Source organism: Oricola sp. (assembly GCF_022763245.1).
Taxonomy (GTDB): Bacteria; Pseudomonadota; Alphaproteobacteria; order Rhizobiales; family Rhizobiaceae; genus Oricola.
The window spans coordinates 290,955-309,876 of record NZ_JALEGV010000032.1; the positions used below are offsets into that span (position 1 = coordinate 290,955).

Consider the following 18,922-nt stretch of genomic DNA (forward strand, 5'->3'; position numbering starts at 1 on the left):
CCAACGGTAGCCCATTTGGGTCATGCGCTTCAGAAAGCGTCGCTCATACTTCCTCTGGGTCAGGTGCGTGTGGCACCTGCGATCACGAGCGCACCGAAAGGTGCCGGGTGTGGGAGGAAGTTGAATGGCTGTCGTGAACGGAACGAACAAGAGCGATTCCCTCGTCGGAACCGCCAATGACGATACTATTTCTGCAGGCAACGGAAACGACGTGGTCGATGCCGGGGGAGGCGACGACACCGTCTATGGCGGCAACGGCAGCGACACGATCGACGCCGGCGACGGGAGCGATCTCGTCTATGCCGGCAACGGCGAAGACCTGATCTATGCCGGCGACGGGAACGACATCGCCTACGGGAACAATGGCGATGACACCCTCGATGGCGGCGCCGGCGATGACGAGCTCTATGGCGGCAATGGCAACGACACGCTGGACGGCGGTGCCGGCAGCGATGTCGTCTATGGCGACAAGGGCGACGACACTGCCATCTACGTTCTGTCCGAGAACACGGGCCAGACCGATATCTATGACGGCGGCAAGGGTCACGACACGCTCCGGATCGTGCTGACCGATGCCGAGGCGGCGTCGGCGGTCGTTCAGGCGGACATCGCGGCCTACCAGTCCTTCCTGTCGTCCAATTCGGGCGGGACCTTCTCATTCACGGCGTTCGACCTGACGGTCAGCAGTTTCGAGACGCTGGAGGTCGTCGTCGTGCCTGATGACACCGGTCATGCGACGATCACGCAATATGCGGCGGGCAACTTCAACTGGGAGGTTCTGGAACCGGGGTTCTTCTCGCCGGGCTTCGGCTTCGATGTGGAGACCGTGGGCGCGGTCACGGCAAACGGTTTCACGGCGCAAAACCTCTCAAACACCGATCTGACGATCGTGTTCGCCGGTTCCGGCCTGACCTACGGCCCGGGAAGCATGGGCGCCAACACGCCACAGGGCGGCACGATCAACTCCGTGACATTCATGGACGGGTCCACGGTCCTGGCCGTTGTGGACGGTCTGAACGAGGATGCGGCGGGACTGATCGCGGCCCTGGAAACCTATCCCACCGACGGTCACGCCGCGTTTGACGCCATTATGGATGGCTACGAAGTGACGTTCGATGCGTCGGCCGCGGCAGGCAACGCCGGCGCCAACCTGTTCGCGCAGGACGACACCTTCGTCGGCGGGGCCGGCAACGACCACTTCCGCGGCGGCGAGGGCACTGACAGCTATGACGGCGGATCGGGCGGGGACGATGCCATCGCCTTCGAGTTCGAAACCGGCGGCAACGGCGTCACCATCGATCTCGCGGCCGGCACGACGACGGACACCTACGGCAACAACGAAACTTTCGTGAATATCGAGAAGGTCTGGGGCTCCCAATACGACGACACGATGTACGGGAACGCCGGCAACAACCTGTTCCAGGGGGAGGGTGGCGACGACGTCATCGACGGGCGCGACGGCTATGACACCGTCTGGTACCGCTCCGAGGTCTATCACGGCGGTGTCGGCGGCGTGGACGTCAATCTCGCCGCCGGGATCGGTCTCGACTCCTTCGGCAATGTCGACACGCTGATCAACATCGAGAGCGTCGCCGGCACCGATTTCGACGATGTGCTCGTCGGCGACGGCAACGACAACGACTTCATGGGATTTGCCGGCGCCGACAGCTTCGACGGCGGCGGCGGCAACAACGCGGTCTCGTTCCAGGACGAAACGGGCGGCGTTGGCGCCGTGGTCGATCTCGATCTCGGGACCGGCACGGACACCTATGGCGACGCCGACACCTTCGCCAACATCTCGCGTCTGCACGGCTCGGTCTATGACGACACGTTCCTGGGTACGGGAGCGAGCGAGCTGTTTGAAGGCCGCGCTGGCGACGACACGATCGACGGTCGCGGCGGACACGACGTTCTCTACTACCTGTCGGACGTCAATTTCGGTGGCACGGCCGGGGTCTATGTCGATCTCGCCAATGACACGGTCATCGACGCGTTCGGCGACACCGACACGGTCTACAACATCGAGAACGTCACCGGCACCAACCAGGCTGACACTTTCATCGGCGACGAACTCGACAATGGGTTCGCCGGCTATGAAGGCGCAGACACCTATCAGGGTGGCGACGGACAGGACGCCGTCGATTTCGAGCGCGAAACCGGCGGGTCGGGCGTCTCCGTCAATCTCGCCGCGATGACGGGCACCGACACCTACGGGAACGTCGAAACCTATCTCGGCAGCATCGAGAAGGTCTGGGCCTCGCAGTGGGCCGATACGCTGATCGGCGACAGTGCCGACAACCTGTTCCACGGCAATGACGGCGCCGACTTCATGAATGGCGGCAGCGGCAACGATCTCGCATGGTACTACGGCGAGGTGAAGTTCGGCGGGGTGAACGGCATCAACGCCAATCTCGCGGCCGGCACGATCGTGGACAGCTTCGGCAATACCGATACGGTCGTCAGCATCGAGAATGTCGCCGGGACCGATCAGGCCGATGTCTTTGCCGGAGACGGCAACGACAACAATTTCATCGGTTTCGACGGCGCCGACACCTACACCGGCGGCGCCGGAAGCGACGGCGTCGAATACAACCAGGAAACCGGCGCGTCAGGCGTGTTCGTCGATCTTGCCGCGGGAACGGCCACCGACACCTATGGCAATGCCGAAACGTTGATCAGCATCGAGCGGGTGAACGGGTCGAACAATGACGACACGATCATTGGCAATGCCGACAACAACACCTTCCGGGGCTTCGACGGCGCTGACAGCTACGACGGCGGCGCCGGCAGCGACCGGGTGAGCTATCAAAGCGAAGATGGCCTGCTGGGCGTTGTCGCCAACCTGACGACCGGCGTCGGGACGGACACCTGGGGCAACGCGGAAACCTATGTGTCGATCGAGCGGCTGCGCGGGTCGCGCAACGACGATGGCCTCACGGGCAGCGGCAATGGCGACAGGCTGGAGGGCCGCGAGGGCAATGACGGTCTCTACGGCCTGGCGGGCGATGACGACTTGTTCGGCCAGGACGGTGACGACACGCTCGTCGGCGGCACTGGGAACGACTATCTGGAGGGTGGAGACGGCGCCGACACCTTCGTCTTCACGACCGGCGACGGATACGACTGGATCGAGGATTTCGACTTCTTCGAAGGCGACCGGATCGATCTCAGCGCCTATGGCTTCACCTCCACGGCCGACTTCTATGCGCCGCCGTCGTTCAACGGTTCGGAAACGACGCTTCATCTGTCCGCGACCGACGAGATCGTTCTGAACGGGATCGATCCGAACAATCTCGGCTTCGATCCGGAGGACGCGTTCATCTGGGCGTAAGCGGGCCTGACGCCAATGTGCATACGCCGGCGGAGGGGTTAGACCTTCCGCCGGCGAAGCTGCGCGGCTGGTGCGACCGGATCGGCCCTTGTGTCGTTTGCCGGGACGTCCTTAACTCGTCGGTACGCATTCATGCTTGGTATGCTAGCCGCCGGGTGCCGCCATGAAAGCCATCGTGCAATACCGTTACGGAGGGCCGGAAGCGCTCAGGCTTGCCGACTTGCCTGTCCCGGAGCCGGGGCCGGGCGAACTCCGCGTCAAGGTTTCGGCCTGCGCCGTCAACCTGTCCGACTGGGAGTATCTGACCGGTTCGCCCTTCTATGCCCGGATGGCCGGCGGCTTGAGGCGCCCGACGCGGCCGGTACTCGGCTCCGACATCGTCGGCACGGTCGACAGGCTCGGACCGGACGTCACCGGATTCTTGCCGGGCCAGCGGATCATGGGCGATTTCGTGATGACACGCGGCGGCTTTGCGGACTACGCCTGTGTTCCGGCCTCGCATGCCGTCGCCGTCCCGGATGCGCTGACAGACGAGGTCGCCGCCTGCCTGCCACAGGCGGGCGGCATCGCTGTCTGGGGAACGCGTGACCTCGTCGCGGGTGAAACCTTCCTCATCAACGGTGCGGGCGGCGGTTCGGGCACCATGGCGCTGCAACTCGCGAAAGCCGCCGGCGCGCAGGTCACCACGGTCGACAACGCCGGCAAGACGGACTGGCTGGCGTCGCTCGGAGCCGACGCGGTGATCGATTACCGGGAGACCGATTTCACACGTATGGGCGAACGATGGGACCGGATCCTCGACATGGTCGCCACGCGCGGACCGCTGGCGATTGCCCGCGCGCTCGAGCAGGGCGGCACATATCGTGCCGCCGGCGGTGATGTCGGCGTGCTGCTCTCGCTCCTCGGCTCCAATCCGCTTTTCCGCTTGCGGGGCAAGTCGATCGGCATGCTGCTCGTCCCGTCTGGCCGCGACCTCACGCAGCAGGTGGCGCAAGCGGCCGTCGACGGCAGGATCGCCCCGCATCTGGCCGACGTGCTGCCGCTCTCCGCAGTCCCGGACGCGCTCGCGCGCACCGGTCGCGGCGAAGTCTTGGGCAAGCTGGTCATCAGGCCGTAGCGCCTCGAAGGCGCGTCATCCCCGGCGCCATGCGGGGAAGGGATCCTGCAGGTCGGCGAGTGTCCCGGGCGTGGCGGCCAGCTCTTTGGGCACAAGCGCTGCGTCGAGGCGGGCCGTCAGCGCCGGCCAGTCGATGCCTGCGCCGATGAAGACGATCTCCTGGCGACGGTCGCCCCAGGGCTCCTGCCAATGCGCGTCCATGTAGGCGCGGGCGGTCTCGTGGTCCGGCCACCGGTCCTGCGGCACCGACGCCCACCACATGCCGATCGGGCTGACGCTCGACATCGCACCGGCAAGCGAGAACTCGGCCACGAATTCGGGTCGCGTGGCGATCCAGAAATGGCCCTTGGCGCGAATGACGCCGGGCATCGGGCCGTTCAGCACCTCGTGAATCTCTTCTGGCAGGAAGGGGCGACGCGCGCGGTAGACATGCGACGTGACGCCGTATTCCTCGGTCTCCGGCACGTGGTCGGCGAAGCCGTAGAGTTCCTTGGCCCACATCGGGTGCTCATGCGCCTTCTCGAAATCGAACAGGCCGGTGTCGAGAACCGCCGAGGCCTCCACATCCGCGTGGTTGGTCTCGATGATGCGGGCATCCGCGTTAAGGCTGCGGATGATCTTGCGCGCGGCGTCGACCTGGTGCGGGGCCGCGTCGGCCACCTTGTTGAGGATGATGACATCTGCGAATTCAATCTGGTCTGTCAGGAGATGGACTATCGTGCGCTCGTCGTCATCGCCGAGAACCTCGCCGCGGTCGCGCAGGAAATCGTGGCTGGAATAGTTGCGCAGCAGGTTCACCGCATCGACCACGGTGACCATCGTGTCGAGGCGAGCGAGGTCCGACAGGCTGTCGCCGCGCTCGTCGCGAAACTCGAAGGTCGCGGCGACCGGCAGGGGTTCGGCGATGCCGGTGGATTCGATCAGCAGGTAGTCGAAGCGCTTTTCGTCGGCCAGTCGCCGGACCTCGGACAGGAGGTCGTCGCGCAACGTGCAGCAGATGCAGCCATTCGACATCTCCACCAGCGTTTCCTCGGTCCGCGAAAGCTCGGTGTCGGCGCGCACGAGGTCGGCGTCGATGTTCACCTCCGACATGTCGTTGACGATCACCGCGACACGGCGGCCGTCGCGATTGTTCAGAACGCGGTTGAGGAGCGTCGTCTTTCCGGCGCCGAGAAAGCCTGAAAGCACGGTGACGGGTAGGCGGGTATCGGTCGTGGTCATCTTGCGGGGTCTGCCTCGCTCAGGGGTTCGGGTTTTCGGGTCGCATGCGGTTCGCCACACGGGGAAGACGTTGCCGCGTTCACTCCGTCGGTTCGCGGGTCGTGGCAGGCCGTGCATTTCGGCGTCGCGACGGCGGCACAGGGCTGGCCGCCGCTCGTCTGCGCCGGGCGTGCGTTGCTGCGCCAGTCCAGCCGTTTCAGCACCTGCGACGCGCTCTCCGGTTCGTGGCCGGTGCCGGTTGTCGCGAAGCTCGGTGCTGTCAGCCCGGCGTCATCTGCCTGCATGGGGTCCTCCGCTGTGGTCGGATTGTTTGTTATGTTATAACATTAACAATTGCAACAGGCTGACTGCGACCGGGATTCTTTCCCCGGCCCCCTCGACATGCCGGGCGCGAATCCATAGATGCGCGAACTCATGAGGCCCCAGTCAGGAGATCGGCAATGACCGCGATGAGCATTCAGGAACCCGCGCGCGAAACGCCTGTCGTGCACCGCACGGATGTGCTGGTCGTCGGCTCGGGGCCGGGCGGGCTGGCGGCGGCGCTGGCGGCTGCCCGCTGCGGCGTCGAGGTCACGCTGCTGGAGCGTTTCGGCTGCTTCGGCGGCAACATCACCACGGTCGGCGTCGAGGGTTTCGCCTGGTATCGCCACGAACAGACCGTCGAGGCGGGCGGCATCGGCTGGGAATTCGAGGAACGCGCCAAGGCGATGGGCGCGGCGGTGCCGGAAAGCCAGTCTCTGTCCTACGAGCTCGACAGCGAGGGCTTCAAGCTGGTCGCTGACAGGCTGGTCGTGGAGGCGGGCATCCACCCGATGCTGCATCGCCAGTTCGTCGCGCCGATCATGGAGGGCGATGCGATCGTCGGGGTGATCGTCGAATCCAAGGCCGGCCGCGAGGCGATCCTGGCCCGGCGTGTCATCGACGCGACCGGCGACGCCGACGTCGCCCACCGGGCCGGCGCGCCCACCTGGAAGACCCCGGTCGAACAGATGCAGGCGGCGAGCGTCATGTTCCACGTCACGGGCGTCGACAAGAAGGCCTTCATGGAGGGCGTGAAGGACAATCCGCAGACCTATGCCGACTGGTCGAGCGGCGAATGGCAGGTCGAGACCTCCGGCAAGGAGGACGACATGTACTCGCCCTTCCTCGGCAAACCCTTCGAACAGGCGATCCGCGACGGCGTCATCCCGGCCGATCTCAACACGATCGGCGGCACCTGGGGCGCAGTGCACGACAATGGCGACATGACCTACATGAACCTCGTGCATCTGGCCGGCTGCGACGGCGCCGACCCGGATTCGATGACGCGGTTCGAGATCGAGGGCCGCAAGCAGGCCATGCACGCCATCGAGGCTCTGCGCCGCTACACGCCGGGTTGCGACGGCGTGCGGCTGCGCAATTTCGGCATGACGATCGGCATTCGCGACACGCGCAAGATCGACGCCCATTACAACATGACCGAGGACGACGTGCGCAACGAGGCGCGCTTCGAGGATTCGATCGGCATCTATCCGGAATTCATCGACGGATACGGCGTGCTGATCCTGCCGACCACCGGCCGCTACATGCACATTCCCTATCGTTCGCTCGTCTCACGCGGCGTGCGCAACCTCATCGTCGCGGGCCGCGCGACCGGCGGCGACCGCATCGCCCATGCGGCGACGCGCAACATGGCGTGCTGCGCCGTCACCGGCCAGGGCGCCGGCGTCGCCGCGGCCCTGTCGGTCAAGCACGACAAGCATTTCGAGGACGTCAATCTGGCCGACGTGCAGACAACGCTGAAGAAGCAGGACGTGCGGATCCACTAGCGGCGAGCGAGCACGACAGCTCCCCAGTTATTCGGGAGTTCCGACAGGGGAAGCATGCACTGTGGAGAGCGGGGCAAGGCGATTGCTCTCAACGGCATGAAAGCTCCGGATATCTCTCCACCACGGCCTTGCCTTGCGATCGATGCGGATCGCGTTCAGCTTCTTGGACCATCTGTGGATCGGGATGACGGACTTCTCGCCATGGCCGTCGATGCAGACCCATTCGGGCCGGCCCGAGCGCAGTTCGGTGTAGGCGATGTTCTTCGCGCTTACGTCGCCGAAGACGAGATGCGAACGCTTGCAGGTCTCCACGAAATCCCGCAGCGCAGCTTCGTGCGCAGGTTTGAAGGCTTGTTCGGCGAGCAAGGCGCGCAGGGTCGGCGCGAGGTCGCCGTTCGGGCCCGCAACCTTTTCCACGACCGCGCCGAGCCCCTCGCTGGTCTGGACGAAGCCGAAAAAGTGGGCGGCGGGCAGAGAAAACTGTTGCTCGGAATAGCGCAGCCTTGCCTGGCGCAGATACTCGAAGCATTCGCGCTGAAAGACATGATAGGCGCCGAACGCCCTCATGTTCTTGATGCGTCCGTACTCCGGAAACGAGCCCGATGCGTCCGCTCGATCGCGACGGATCGTCTTGATGAGCATATCCGGGAATTCAGGCACTTCGTAGACATTGCGCATGCCCCCGCGCGCGACAGGTCTGTGTCCGGCCAAATCCAGATAAGCGATGTCATCCCACTTGAGCATCGAGCATTTCCCCATTCATGAAACTTATGTGACAATTTCATGAATGCCAAGATGTTGCCGTTGCTTTGACACAGACTTTCTTTCCGGAGCTGGTTTTTCCGAGAAAGAGCGTCCGAATATTACTTTACGTAAGATGATGGCATCTCATGGGGTGACGGCGCCCCGAATGGATGCGGAAGACGCGATTTCGTTGACGTGTCCTGTGTTCCCGCTCTTCGGCGCGGCCGATCTTTGATTTGATCCTCTCGCGTCTAACCTGCATAGGCGGGGAAATGGGACGGCTGCATCTCCTCATGTTCACGAGACATGTGCGGTGCGCCAGTCTTCACTCTAGCTTGGGGGCAGGCATTTCGGTCCACGCCTACTCGGTCCGGCAAGTCTACGATTGGAACAAATGGCTTCGAGTGCGCATCTTCGCACCCATGTCAACAACCTTTACGCGCCTGTATTCCGGCGACGCGCAACATGGCCTGCTGTCCCGTCATCGGCCAGGGCGCCGGCGTTGCCGCGGCCCTTTCGGTCAAGCAAGACAGGCATTTCGATGAAGTCAATCTGGCCGACGTCCAGACGACGCTTAGGAAGCAGGACGTGCGGATACACAGAGGCGGCCGGTTTTTTGCTCCCCTGCCGGCCCGTTCTTATGTAGAAAAGGGTTTCTTGCTGTCATTATGGCTGACTTGAGCGGAGAGCGGGCGTGCAATTCTGGAGGCGGAAGCCGAAACGGAGCCCCTCCCTGTATCTCGCGAACGTCGATGTCACTTCGGCCTCCGGTCTGAAGAAACTGGTTTCGGACTCCCCGCAGCTGTTCGATCCGGTCGATGACAAGTTGGTCGAGAGGGTCTTGCTCGATTTGGTTGCGCTGCCCTCCCTGGCGACGCGCTCTCCGTCCGACGGAACGGATTTGGCCCTGGACATCACCGTGGCCGATTACGACCGGGGAGCCTTCCTATTGTACGACGCCGTACCTGTAGCCTGGAGGCCCGAAATCGTGATGACCGCTCGCGTTTATTCGGCGCAGGCCAATGAGACGCTCGTCGTCTGCGCGGTGAAGCAGAAATACCCTTGGAATTCCTGGTTTCGAAAGATCGCAAACTGGCGAACCTATGTGAATGCGGGCTGGCGGCTAAACGCCGACGAGATGGAGTACCTGACAAGACTCACCTGCGTGCGGCTTCTGGCCAAGGTCCGAAACAAACTCGGTTGAACCCCTCGCGCTGACGCTGCCGTCACCCCTGGCGGCGCCGTTCCTTCATCGCCAGCCTTTCGCGATGCAGCGTGTAGATGCCGGATGCCATGATGATGGCGGCCCCGACGAGGGTCCAGACGTCGGGCAATTGCGAGAAGATCAGCCAGCTCAGCCCGCTCGACCAGACGATCATCGAATATTGCAGCGGCGCAAGCGTCGCGGCCTGGGCGAGTTCGAGCGCCCGGATGATCAGCAACTCGCCGGCACCGGCGGCGGCGGCGAGGAGCAGGATCAGCAGCACTTGCTGAAGGCTCGTCGGCGTCTGCCAGACCAGGATCATCGGCACGGTGAGGAGCGCGGTGCTGCTGATCGCCGTGTAGGTGATCGTCGTGGCCGTCCGGTCCAGCGGGCTCAGCACGCGCGACAGGATCTGGCGGGTGGCGAAGAGCGAGGCAGCGACAACGACCACGAAGATCGCGGGATGCAGCAGGCCGAGCCCCGGCCGGATCACGATCAGCGTTCCGATGAACCCGACCGTGACGGCGGTCCAGCGGCGGATGCCCACCGTCTCGCGCAGCACGACGGCCGCGAGGATGGTGACCGCGAAAGGCGCGATGAAGCTGACCGCGACGGCGTCGGCGAGGGGAACGTAGCCAAGCGCGAAGACGAAGGCGGATGCCGAGCCTGCCGCGGCGAAGCCGCGCAGCACCTGCAGGCCGGGACGCTTGGTCTTCAGAACCGAGGGTCCGCGCGACGCCAGCAACCAGACGCCGGCGCTCAGCAGGCCGAGCTGGCGGAACCAGGCAATCTGGAACGGAGCGAAATCCTGGGTCAGAAATTTCGCCGTCGCATCCGTCAGCGAAAAGAACATGAAGCCGAGGATCATCAGCGTGATCCCGAGACCGGTTCGGCGCGAAACGGGCGGCTCGACTGAGGCGATGGGGGCGTTAGGGTAGGGCATTCGCCCCCGCCTTACGCCTTCACGAAGGAGAAATCCATCGGCCGGACGCGATTGCCGATACGGTTAGCCACGCCGAGGCAGGTTACACAGTGTCGTCGAGCGCATAGCCCTTCTCGCGGAAGAGCCTGAGGCAGGCGTCGACGACCTCGGCGTCGAGCCCGTCTCCGCGGTCCTCCTCGATGATGCCGAGTGCCGTGTCGATGCCGAGCGAAGGGCGATAGGGCCTGTGCGCGCTGACCGAGTCCACTACGTCGGCGACCGCCAGGATGCGCGCCTCCAGGCAGATGGCGTCGCCCGCGATGCCTTGCGGGTAACCCTTTCCGTTCATGCGCTCGTGATGCTGCAGCACCATGTCGGCGACGGGCCAGGGGAAGTCGATGTCCTTGATGATGTCGTATCCGGCCTGGGCATGGCCCTTGATGATCTCGAATTCCGGATCGCTCAGCTTGCCGGGCCGGTTGAGGATTTCAGCGGGGACCGAGATCTTGCCGATGTCGTGGATCATCGCGCCGAGGCGCAGGCCCTCGATGCGGTCCTCGTCGAGTTGCATCTCGTGGGCGATGGCGCAGGCGAGGTGGGCGACCCGGGCCTGGTGGCCGGCGGTGTAGGGGTCGCGCTTCTCGACCATGAACGCGACCGAGCGGATCGTGCCGAGCAGGGCTTCCTTGTAGCGGTCGAGGTTCTTCAGGCTTTCTTGCTGGAAATGGTTGCGCTGCTCGCGGATGCGCAGGGTGAGGATGCCGAAGGCAAGGTCGTCGGCCAGTTCCTTCAGCAGGTCGATCTCGCCTTCGTCGAAGGAATGGGTGTCGACGGCGCAGATGTTCAGGACGCCGAAGGCCTCGCCGCGATCGTCCTTCAGCGGCAGAGCCATGCAGGAGGAATAGCCATACTGGATGGCGTGCCTGCGGCAGATCGGGTTCTGGAACTGCTCGGGCAGGTTCTCGGCGATCTGCATCGTGCCGGAGCGGATCGCCCGGCTCGCGACGCTCTGGCCGCACTCATTATCGGCCCAGCTCAGTTCGGGCAGCTTGACGGTCTCCGACTCACGTCCAGCGCTGGCGGCCTGGCGAACGGTCTTGTCGTCGTCATGCTCCATGAAGCCGATCCAGGCCAGCCGGTAGCCGCCCTGATCGACGACGGTGCGGCACATGTTGTCGAGCAGTTCCTGTTCCTGCGTCGCGTGAACCAGCGTGATGTTGCAGGCGCTGAGCGTTCGCAGGGCGCGGTTGCTCCGGCTCAGCTTCTCCTCGAACAGCTTGCGCCGGGTGATGTCGCGCGAAATGCCCAGCGCGTAGGCGTGGTCGTCCATCTTGACGAAGCGCAGGCTGATCTCGACCGGGAATTCGGTGCCGTCCTTGCGCCGGTGCGTGCGCTCCAGCACGATCGCGTCCTTTCGGGCGATCTGCGCTTCCGTCATGCCGACGTCGAACTTGGAGAATTCCGGATCGATGTCGCCAACCGACATGGTCAGGATTTCCTCGCGGCTGTATCCGAGGTCCCGGCACCCTTTCTCGTTCATGTCGAGGATCCGCAGCGTGTCGATGTCGATCACCTCGACGGCGTCGTTGGAATGATCGAGCAGGGCGCGGAAGAGGCGCAGCTCGCGTTCCTTTTCCACCCGTTCCGAGATGTCGCGCATGATGCCGACCGCATGCCAGCTTCCGCCCAGCCGCATCGCGGAGACGGACAGCTCGAGGGGAACCTCGTCGCCGTCCTTTCGCAGCCCCATGACCTCGCGCACGGTCCCGACGACCGCGCCGCCGCCATGTTCGGAAAAGCGTGGCCAGGCGGCCTGGGCGGCGGCCTGATAGCGGTCGGGCGCGAGAAACAGGTGCACGTCCTGGCCGATGGCTTCGTGGGCGCGGTAGCCGAAGATGCGGGTCGCCGCGTCGTTCCAGAAGACGATCCGGCCTATGTCGTCGAGCAGCAGGACGGCGTCCTGGGCCGCGGTGCTGATCGCCCGGAACAATTCCTCGCTCTCGCGCCTTCGCATCTCGGCCTGCTTCATCTCGCGCAGGTCGTGATGCGTCTGGACATAAGCAACGATTCTGTCGGCGTCGTCGGTGACCGGGGTGATGGTCACGAAGGCCGGAAAGGCGCCGCCATCGGCGGTCGGCATCATCATTTCGTCGCGGACCGTGCCGCGGACGCGGATCCACGCTTCGAACCCGGAGGCATCCGACGGCATGCCGGGCAGAGGCGGCGGACCGAGGCGCGCGATCGGCTGGCCGATCAGGTCTTCCGCGGCGATCCCGGTGTGTCGGCAAAAGGCGTCGTTGACGTAGGTCGTGCGCAGGTCGGTGTCGAGGATCAGCACGGCCTCGCTCATCTGGGCGAGGACCTGGGCAAGCAGGTGGTGGTCCATCGGGCCGGAACCGGCCGCCCTGGATTGGCCGGTGTCGGGCAGGCGGCGAGTTTGCGACGGCGTGAGAGACAAATGCATTTCAGACGACCGGTCTGCCGTGTCGATCGCCGGGATTACTTTCGCCTCAACCACTTCAGACCTCGTTGAAATTGACTATTGGCCGCTTCAGGCCGGACGCATGTTGGGTTCGCACAGGTTAAGGTAGTGTAAGAAAACAATACCGTAAGTTGTGATGCCGTTACGTCGGCTGTCCGCTTGTGAAACGACTTCGCAGAGGCCGTCTGGCGGGAGGGGAAGGCGGCGCGAATTGGGGCCGTCAGGCCCTATTCGAACCCGTAGGGCACGGTGTCGCGCGCCTGTTCGTCCACTGTCAGCTTGTGCTTGAGCGGCGGGACCGCGCGCTGGTGGCAATTGTGGCGGTCGCAGATGCGGCACGATATGCCGATCGGCTCGAAGGCCTCGTCTCGGGCGATGTCGAGATCGTCGGCATAGACCAGTTCGCCGGCATGGCGCAGTTCGCAGCCAAGCGCCAGCGCATAGCGCTGCACCGGCTCGCGGAAACCGCCGCCCGGTTTCGACACGGTCGTCGCCAGGCACAAATAGCGAATCCCGTCAGGGGTTTCGGCCAGTTGCCTGATAATCCGGTTGGGTGTCTCGAAGGCGGAGTGGACGTTCCACAAGGGGCAGGCGGAACCGAAACGGGCGAATTGCAGCTTAGTGGCCGAGTGGCGCTTGGTGATGTTGCCGGCCTGGTCGACGCGGGCGAAGAAGAAGGGCACGCCCTTCAGGCCCGGCCGCTGAAGCGTGGACAGGCGATGGGCGACCTGTTCCAGCGACGCGCCGAAGCGTTCGGCCAGCAATTCCAGGTCGTGGCGCAGCCCGCGCGCGGCCTCCAGGAACCGGGCATAGGGCAGCACGGTCGCGCCGGCGAAGTAGTTGGCGAGCCCGATCCGGCAGATCGCCTCGGCATCGCGCGAACGGAAATCGGCCTTGCGCACGATCTCGTCGATGGCGTCGGAATGGGCGATCAGCGCGATCTGGTGGGCGATCTGGAAAGCGTGGGTGGCGTGCGAGGAGCGCGGATTGAGCGCCAGCACGCGGCTGTTTCGGTCGTAGCGGCGCAGCGCGCCCGGCCGGCCGGCGTCTCCGCCGATGACGACGCGCACCCCGTGCCGCGCGTCCACGTGATTGGCCAGCGCGCGGGCCCGGTCGGCCTGTCCGCCGTCGATCTGGGCGGCGAGGTCCTCGGCGGCGCGGTCCAGCCAGTCCACATAGTTGTCCATGTAGTGAAAGAAGTCGCGCACCTCCTCATAGGGGGTCGGCTCGGTCTGCGCGCCGGAGCGTTCCAGCGTGTCGTCGAGCTCGGCCAGCCGCTCGCCGGCGCGGCGCAGCGCCTGCTGCATCGACAGGAAGGCATGCGCCATGGAGGGCGCGTTCTGGACGACGAGCTTGAGATCCTGCGCCGGCGGCGGGTCGCCGGAAAAGAGCGGATCGGCCAGCGCCTCCGACAGGTCGGCCAGCAACCGGTCGTCCTCGTTGCCGGAGAGGTCCTTGATGTCGACGGCGAACGTGTCGGCCAGCGCCAGCAGCACGGGCGCGGTGATGTGGCGCTGATTGTTCTCCATCTGGTTCAGATAGGAGGTGGAAATGCCGAGCTGGGCGGCAAAGGCCTGCTGGGTGAGGCCGTGGCCGGTGCGGATGGAGCGGATCTTGCGTCCGGCGAAGACCTTGCGAGCGCGCATGTTTGCAATTTCGCTATTTGCTATTAGAATTTTTACTAAATCCGCTTTGTCGCCATTTCAACCCTGTTGTGCTACGGCGGAACCGGATATCCAGACCGCACAGGCAACAGGAGGACTCCATGACCCTTCATCAGGCGATGACGATCGGGCAGGAACGCACGGTTCTGCACCAGTTCGCGATCGCGCTCGTCGGCTCGGTGCTGCTGACGATCTCGGCGAAGATCGCGATCCCGTTCTACCCCGTTCCGCTGACCATGCAGACCTTCGTGGTCCTGGGTCTCGGTCTCGCGCTCGGGCCGCGTCTCGGCGTGGCGGCCGTCGCGCTCTACCTGCTGCAGGGCATCGCCGGCCTGCCGGTCTTTTCCGGCACGCCTGAAAAGGGCATCGGCATCGCCTACATGACCGGCCCGACGGGCGGTTATCTCGCCGGTTACCTGCTCGCCGCCTTCGTCACCGGCCATCTGGCCGAGCGGGGGTGGGACCGCAGCGTCATCACCGCCTTCTTCGCCGCGCTCGCCGGCACGGTCGCCGATTATGTGCCGGGCCTGTTGTGGCTCGGAACGCTGGTCGGCTGGGACAAGCCGGTGCTCGCCTGGGGCCTGACGCCGTTCCTCTTCGGCGACCTCGCCAAGGCCGGCCTTGCCGCCGCGGTCTTTCCCGCCGTCTGGATGTGGCTCAAGAAGCGCGGGATCGCCTGATGCAGGAAATTCTGGAACAACTGGAAGACCGTCGCGCCGAGGCGCGTCTCGGGGGCGGGCAGAAGCGCATCGACGCGCAGCACGCCAAGGGCAAGCTGACCGCTCGCGAGCGGCTGGAAGTGCTGCTCGACGAGGGCTCGTTCGAGGAATACGACACCTACAAGACGCATCGCTGCACCGATTTCGGCATGCAGGCCAACCAGCCGCCGGGCGACGGCGTCGTCACCGGCTGGGGCACGATCAACGGCCGTCCGGTCTATGTCTTCAGCCAAGATTTCACCGTCTTCGGCGGGTCGCTGTCGGAAACGCACGCTGAGAAGATCTGCAAGGTGATGGACCTCGCCATGCAGAACGGCGTGCCGATCATCGGCCTGAACGATTCCGGCGGTGCGCGCATCCAGGAGGGCGTCGCCTCGCTCGGCGGCTATGCCGAGGTGTTCTGGCGCAACGCCCAGGCGTCCGGCGTCATCCCGCAGATTTCCGTCATCATGGGCCCGTGCGCGGGCGGCGCGGTCTATTCGCCGGCCATGACCGACTTCATCTTCATGGTGAAGGACACGTCCTACATGTTCGTCACCGGCCCGGACGTGGTGAAGACGGTCACCAACGAGATCGTCACGGCCGAGGAGCTGGGCGGCGCGTCCACCCATTCGCGCAAGTCGTCGGTCGCCGACGGAGCCTTTGAGAACGACGTCGAGGCGCTTCTGGAAGTGCGCCGCATGTTCGACTTCCTGCCGGCCTCCAACCGCGAGACGCCGCCGCTGATCCCGACGGCCGATCCGGGCGACCGGATCGAGATGAGCCTCGACACGCTGGTGCCGGACAATGCCAACAAGCCCTACGACATGCACGAGGTCGTCACCAAGGTCGCCGACGAGGGCGCCTTCTTCGAGATCCAGAAGGATCACGCAGGCAACATTTTGTGCGGCTTCATCCGGTTGAACGGTTCGACCGTCGGCGTCGTCGCCAACCAGCCGATGGTGCTGGCCGGCTGCCTCGACATCGACGCATCCAAGAAGGCCGGCCGGTTCGTGCGCTTCTGCGACGCCTTCAACATCCCGATCCTCACCTTCGTCGACGTGCCGGGCTTCCTGCCGGGCGTGGCGCAGGAATATGGCGGCATCATCAAGCATGGCGCAAAGCTGCTCTTCGCCTATGCCCAGGCGACGGTGCCGAAAGTCACCGTCATCACCCGCAAGGCCTATGGCGGCGCCTATGACGTCATGGCCTCGAAACACATCCGCGCCGACGTCAACTATGCCTGGCCGACCGCGCAGATCGCCGTGATGGGCGCCAAGGGCGCGACCGAGATCCTCTACCGCTCCGAACTGGGCGACCCGGAGAAGATCGCCGCGCGCACCAAGGAATACGAGGACCGCTTCGCCAACCCCTTCGTCGCCGCCCAGCGCGGGTTCATCGACGAGGTGATCATGCCCCATTCGACACGCCGCCGCGTGGCCAAGGCGTTCGAACTGCTGAAAGGCAAGCAGGCCCCGGCACCGACCAAGAAGCACGACAACATTCCGTTGTGAGCGAAGGTATGAAGCCGCTGGACAATACCAACAAGGTTCTCACGGAGGTCGAGGCATTGGCTGCAATGCACCTCTTCCTGAAAGTCCAATGGGAACGTTGGCCGGATATGCCAGTTGTGCAGGTGCTGTCGGATATGGGGACGTATGTCTGGAAAGACGGAAGCACAAACGACCTGGCTGCCGCGCATGACTGGCGCGAATGCGTAGAGCATGTCTTGAAGACAGGCGCGGAGCAAGTGCTGACGAGCGGCGGGAAGGTCTGACGTGCCCCTCACCGAAACCTCCAAATTCCTCTCCTATGTCCTCCGGCACGCGCCGGAGAGCATTGGCGTGGCCATGGACAGCGAGGGCTGGGTTTCGGTCGACGAACTGATCGAGAAGGCGAGGGCGGCCGGCAAGCGGATCGATCCCGATCTTCTCAGGCAGGTCGTCGAGACCAACGACAAGAAGCGCTTCACCCTTTCCGAAGACGGAGCGAGCATCCGTGCCGCGCAGGGCCATTCGATCGAGGTCGACACGGTCGGAGAGCCGGTGGAGCCGCCGGCGATCCTCTTCCACGGCACGGCGACGCGGTTCCTGCAATCGATCCTGAAGCAGGGGCTGAAGCCGATGGGCCGGCGTCATGTCCATCTTTCCGGCGACACGGAGACGGCGAGACGCGTCGGCATGCGCTATGGCGTGCCGGTGATCCTGCGGGTCGAGGCGGGCGCGATGCATGCCGAAGGCCAGCCTTTCTGGCAGGCCGACAACGGCGTCTGGCTGACCGGCGCCGTTGCGCCGCGCTACCTTGATCGCGAAGTTGTGTCTGGCGGCGAGGGGCAGCAATGACGCCGCGATCTTTTTTCCACGCCGGGGCGGGCCATATTGTTGGTGCGATTTTCTTCGCATCCACAATCCCTTTTCCAAAGAGAGTCATGGTCCATGAGCGATAAGTTCGATCCCGCCAACAATTTCCCCGCCGGCTACGTTCCGCCCCAGGTCTGGACCTGGGACGCGCAGAATGGCGGCGCCTTCGCCTCCACGAACCGTCCGACCGCCGGCGCGCAGTCCGAAAAGGAACTGCCGGTCGGCAAGCATCCGCTGCAGCTCTACTCACAGGGCACGCCCAACGGCGTGAAGGTCACCGTCATGCTGGAGGAACTGCTCGCGGCCGGCCATTCGGAGGCCGAATACGACGCCTGGCTGATCAGCATCGGCAAGGGCGACCAGTTCGGCTCCGGCTTCGTCTCGGTCAACCCGAATTCCAAGATCCCGGCCATGATGGACCACGCGCCGAAGGGCGGCGGCGATCCGGTCCGGCTGTTCGAATCCGGCTCGATCCTTCTCTACCTTGCCGAGAAGTTCGGCGCCTTCCTGCCGACGGATGTGCGCGGCCGCGCCGAGGCGATGAACTGGCTGTTCTGGCAGATGGGGTCCGCGCCCTATCTCGGCGGCGGTCTCGGGCATTTCTACGCCTATGCGCCGGTGAAGATCAAATACGCCATCGACCGCTATGCCATGGAGGTGAAGCGCCAGATGGACGTCCTGAACCGCCACCTTGCCGACAACGAGTACATGGCCGGTGCCGAATACTCGATCGCCGACATCGCCATTTGGCCCTGGTACGGACGCCTGGCGGCCAAGCAGGCCTATGACGACGCCGGCGATTTCCTGTCGGTCGACGAGTACCAGCACGTCCAGCGCTGGACGAAGCAGATCGCCGACCGGCCCGCGGCCAAGCGCGGCACCATGGTCAACCGCACGGCCGGCAAGCCTGAAAGCCAGCTGTGGGAACGCCACGACGCCTCCGACTTCGAGATGAAAACGCAGGACAAGATCGGAGACGCCGCCTGATGCCGAAACTGCCCGACATGACCAAGCATCGCGGCTTTCCGTCCGGTCTGCCGGGCACCGGCTTTCAGTTCACCATAAGGCGCGCCAATCCGAAGGGCGTGTCGCCAATCGTCGAGCGCAAGCGCTTTCCCGACCGGGACAAGCACGAGGCGCTCGCCGATCTGGCCTTCATGCACGCGCTTTGGCACCAGTTCGGCACGGAGCCGTTCGAGCGCGGCAACCTCGACGCGCGGCGGCTGTCCTTCCTGTTCAACAGGGAGGTCGTGCCGGCCGAAAAGCCTTTCGACCCGGCCTCCTACGAGGCCCTGCTGCAAATCGACGAAGACGTCGCCCGGGCCAGTTTCCCGGAGGCGTTCGTGGATGTTCTGGAGGTCTAGGCCTTGG

General features: G+C 64.6%; 16 protein-coding genes. 10 read left to right on the forward strand and 6 right to left on the reverse strand.

Annotated features, from left to right (window positions below):
• Positions 1 to 124: 124 nt before the first annotated feature.
• Positions 125 to 3,331: a calcium-binding protein gene (locus MRY80_RS15165; protein ID WP_293291875.1), complete on the forward strand. Its 3,207-nt coding sequence runs from the start codon at positions 125 to 127 to the stop codon at positions 3,329 to 3,331.
• A 163-nt stretch (positions 3,332 to 3,494) separates the two neighbouring features.
• The gene (locus tag MRY80_RS15170; RefSeq protein WP_293291876.1) at positions 3,495 to 4,448 is read left to right on the forward strand and encodes an NAD(P)-dependent alcohol dehydrogenase; all 954 of its coding nucleotides are present in this window, start codon (positions 3,495 to 3,497) and stop codon (positions 4,446 to 4,448) included.
• Positions 4,449 to 4,463: 15 nt separating this feature from the next.
• On the opposite strand, the gene MRY80_RS15175 is transcribed toward MRY80_RS15170, so the two are convergent.
• Positions 4,464 to 5,669: a GTP-binding protein gene (locus MRY80_RS15175; RefSeq protein WP_293291877.1), complete on the reverse strand. Its 1,206-nt coding sequence runs from the start codon at positions 5,667 to 5,669 to the stop codon at positions 4,464 to 4,466.
• The gene (locus MRY80_RS15180; RefSeq protein WP_293291878.1) at positions 5,666 to 5,953 is read right to left on the reverse strand and encodes a hypothetical protein; all 288 of its coding nucleotides are present in this window, start codon (positions 5,951 to 5,953) and stop codon (positions 5,666 to 5,668) included. Before MRY80_RS15180 ends, MRY80_RS15175 begins: the two co-directional genes overlap by 4 nt.
• Positions 5,954 to 6,109: 156 nt before the next feature.
• Here MRY80_RS15180 and MRY80_RS15185 point away from each other — a divergent pair, with 156 nt between their 5' ends.
• Positions 6,110 to 7,477, forward strand: a complete 1,368-nt coding sequence (locus MRY80_RS15185; protein WP_293291880.1) for an FAD-dependent oxidoreductase — start codon at positions 6,110 to 6,112, stop codon at positions 7,475 to 7,477.
• A 27-nt stretch (positions 7,478 to 7,504) separates the two neighbouring features.
• On the opposite strand, the gene MRY80_RS15190 is transcribed toward MRY80_RS15185, so the two are convergent.
• Positions 7,505 to 8,236: a YrbL family protein gene (locus MRY80_RS15190; RefSeq protein WP_346433404.1), complete on the reverse strand. Its 732-nt coding sequence runs from the start codon at positions 8,234 to 8,236 to the stop codon at positions 7,505 to 7,507.
• A 679-nt stretch (positions 8,237 to 8,915) separates the two neighbouring features.
• On the opposite strand from MRY80_RS15190, the gene MRY80_RS15195 reads away from it, so the two are divergent.
• Positions 8,916 to 9,425 (forward strand): hypothetical protein, encoded by a 510-nt coding sequence (locus MRY80_RS15195; protein ID WP_293291881.1) that lies wholly within the window; start codon positions 8,916 to 8,918, stop codon positions 9,423 to 9,425.
• Positions 9,426 to 9,447: 22 nt separating this feature from the next.
• Here MRY80_RS15195 and MRY80_RS15200 read toward each other — a convergent pair whose 3' ends face one another.
• From MRY80_RS15200 to MRY80_RS15210, 3 genes are all read right to left on the reverse strand, one after another.
• Positions 9,448 to 10,368, reverse strand: a complete 921-nt coding sequence (locus MRY80_RS15200) for a DMT family transporter (protein WP_293291882.1) — start codon at positions 10,366 to 10,368, stop codon at positions 9,448 to 9,450.
• A gap of 82 nt (positions 10,369 to 10,450) precedes the next feature.
• Entirely contained in the window at positions 10,451 to 12,811 is a 2,361-nt protein-coding gene (locus MRY80_RS15205; RefSeq protein ID WP_293291883.1) for a PAS domain S-box protein, read from the reverse strand.
• 245 nt (positions 12,812 to 13,056) lie between these two features.
• Complete coding sequence (locus tag MRY80_RS15210) at positions 13,057 to 14,475, reverse strand: helix-turn-helix transcriptional regulator (protein ID WP_293291884.1); 1,419 nt, start codon at positions 14,473 to 14,475, stop codon at positions 13,057 to 13,059.
• Positions 14,476 to 14,594: 119 nt separating this feature from the next.
• Between MRY80_RS15210 and MRY80_RS15215 the strand changes: the two genes are divergently transcribed.
• From MRY80_RS15215 to MRY80_RS15240, 6 genes are all read left to right on the forward strand, one after another.
• Positions 14,595 to 15,173: a biotin transporter BioY gene (locus MRY80_RS15215; protein WP_293291885.1), complete on the forward strand. Its 579-nt coding sequence runs from the start codon at positions 14,595 to 14,597 to the stop codon at positions 15,171 to 15,173.
• Complete coding sequence (locus MRY80_RS15220) at positions 15,173 to 16,705, forward strand: acyl-CoA carboxylase subunit beta (RefSeq protein WP_293291886.1); 1,533 nt, start codon at positions 15,173 to 15,175, stop codon at positions 16,703 to 16,705. Before MRY80_RS15215 ends, MRY80_RS15220 begins: the two co-directional genes overlap by 1 nt.
• 8 nt (positions 16,706 to 16,713) lie before the next feature.
• On the forward strand, positions 16,714 to 16,968 hold the full coding sequence (locus tag MRY80_RS15225) for a hypothetical protein (RefSeq protein ID WP_293291887.1): 255 nt from the start codon (positions 16,714 to 16,716) through the stop codon (positions 16,966 to 16,968).
• 1 nt (position 16,969) lies between these two features.
• The gene (locus MRY80_RS15230) at positions 16,970 to 17,533 is read left to right on the forward strand and encodes an RNA 2'-phosphotransferase (protein ID WP_293291889.1); all 564 of its coding nucleotides are present in this window, start codon (positions 16,970 to 16,972) and stop codon (positions 17,531 to 17,533) included.
• 93 nt (positions 17,534 to 17,626) lie between these two features.
• Positions 17,627 to 18,538, forward strand: a complete 912-nt coding sequence (yghU, locus tag MRY80_RS15235; protein WP_293291890.1) for a glutathione-dependent disulfide-bond oxidoreductase — start codon at positions 17,627 to 17,629, stop codon at positions 18,536 to 18,538.
• Positions 18,538 to 18,915 carry a hypothetical protein gene (locus MRY80_RS15240; protein WP_293291891.1) on the forward strand — a complete coding sequence of 126 codons (378 nt, stop codon included), beginning with the start codon at positions 18,538 to 18,540 and terminating at the stop codon, positions 18,913 to 18,915. Before yghU ends, MRY80_RS15240 begins: the two co-directional genes overlap by 1 nt.
• The last annotated feature ends 7 nt before the right edge of the window (positions 18,916 to 18,922 follow it).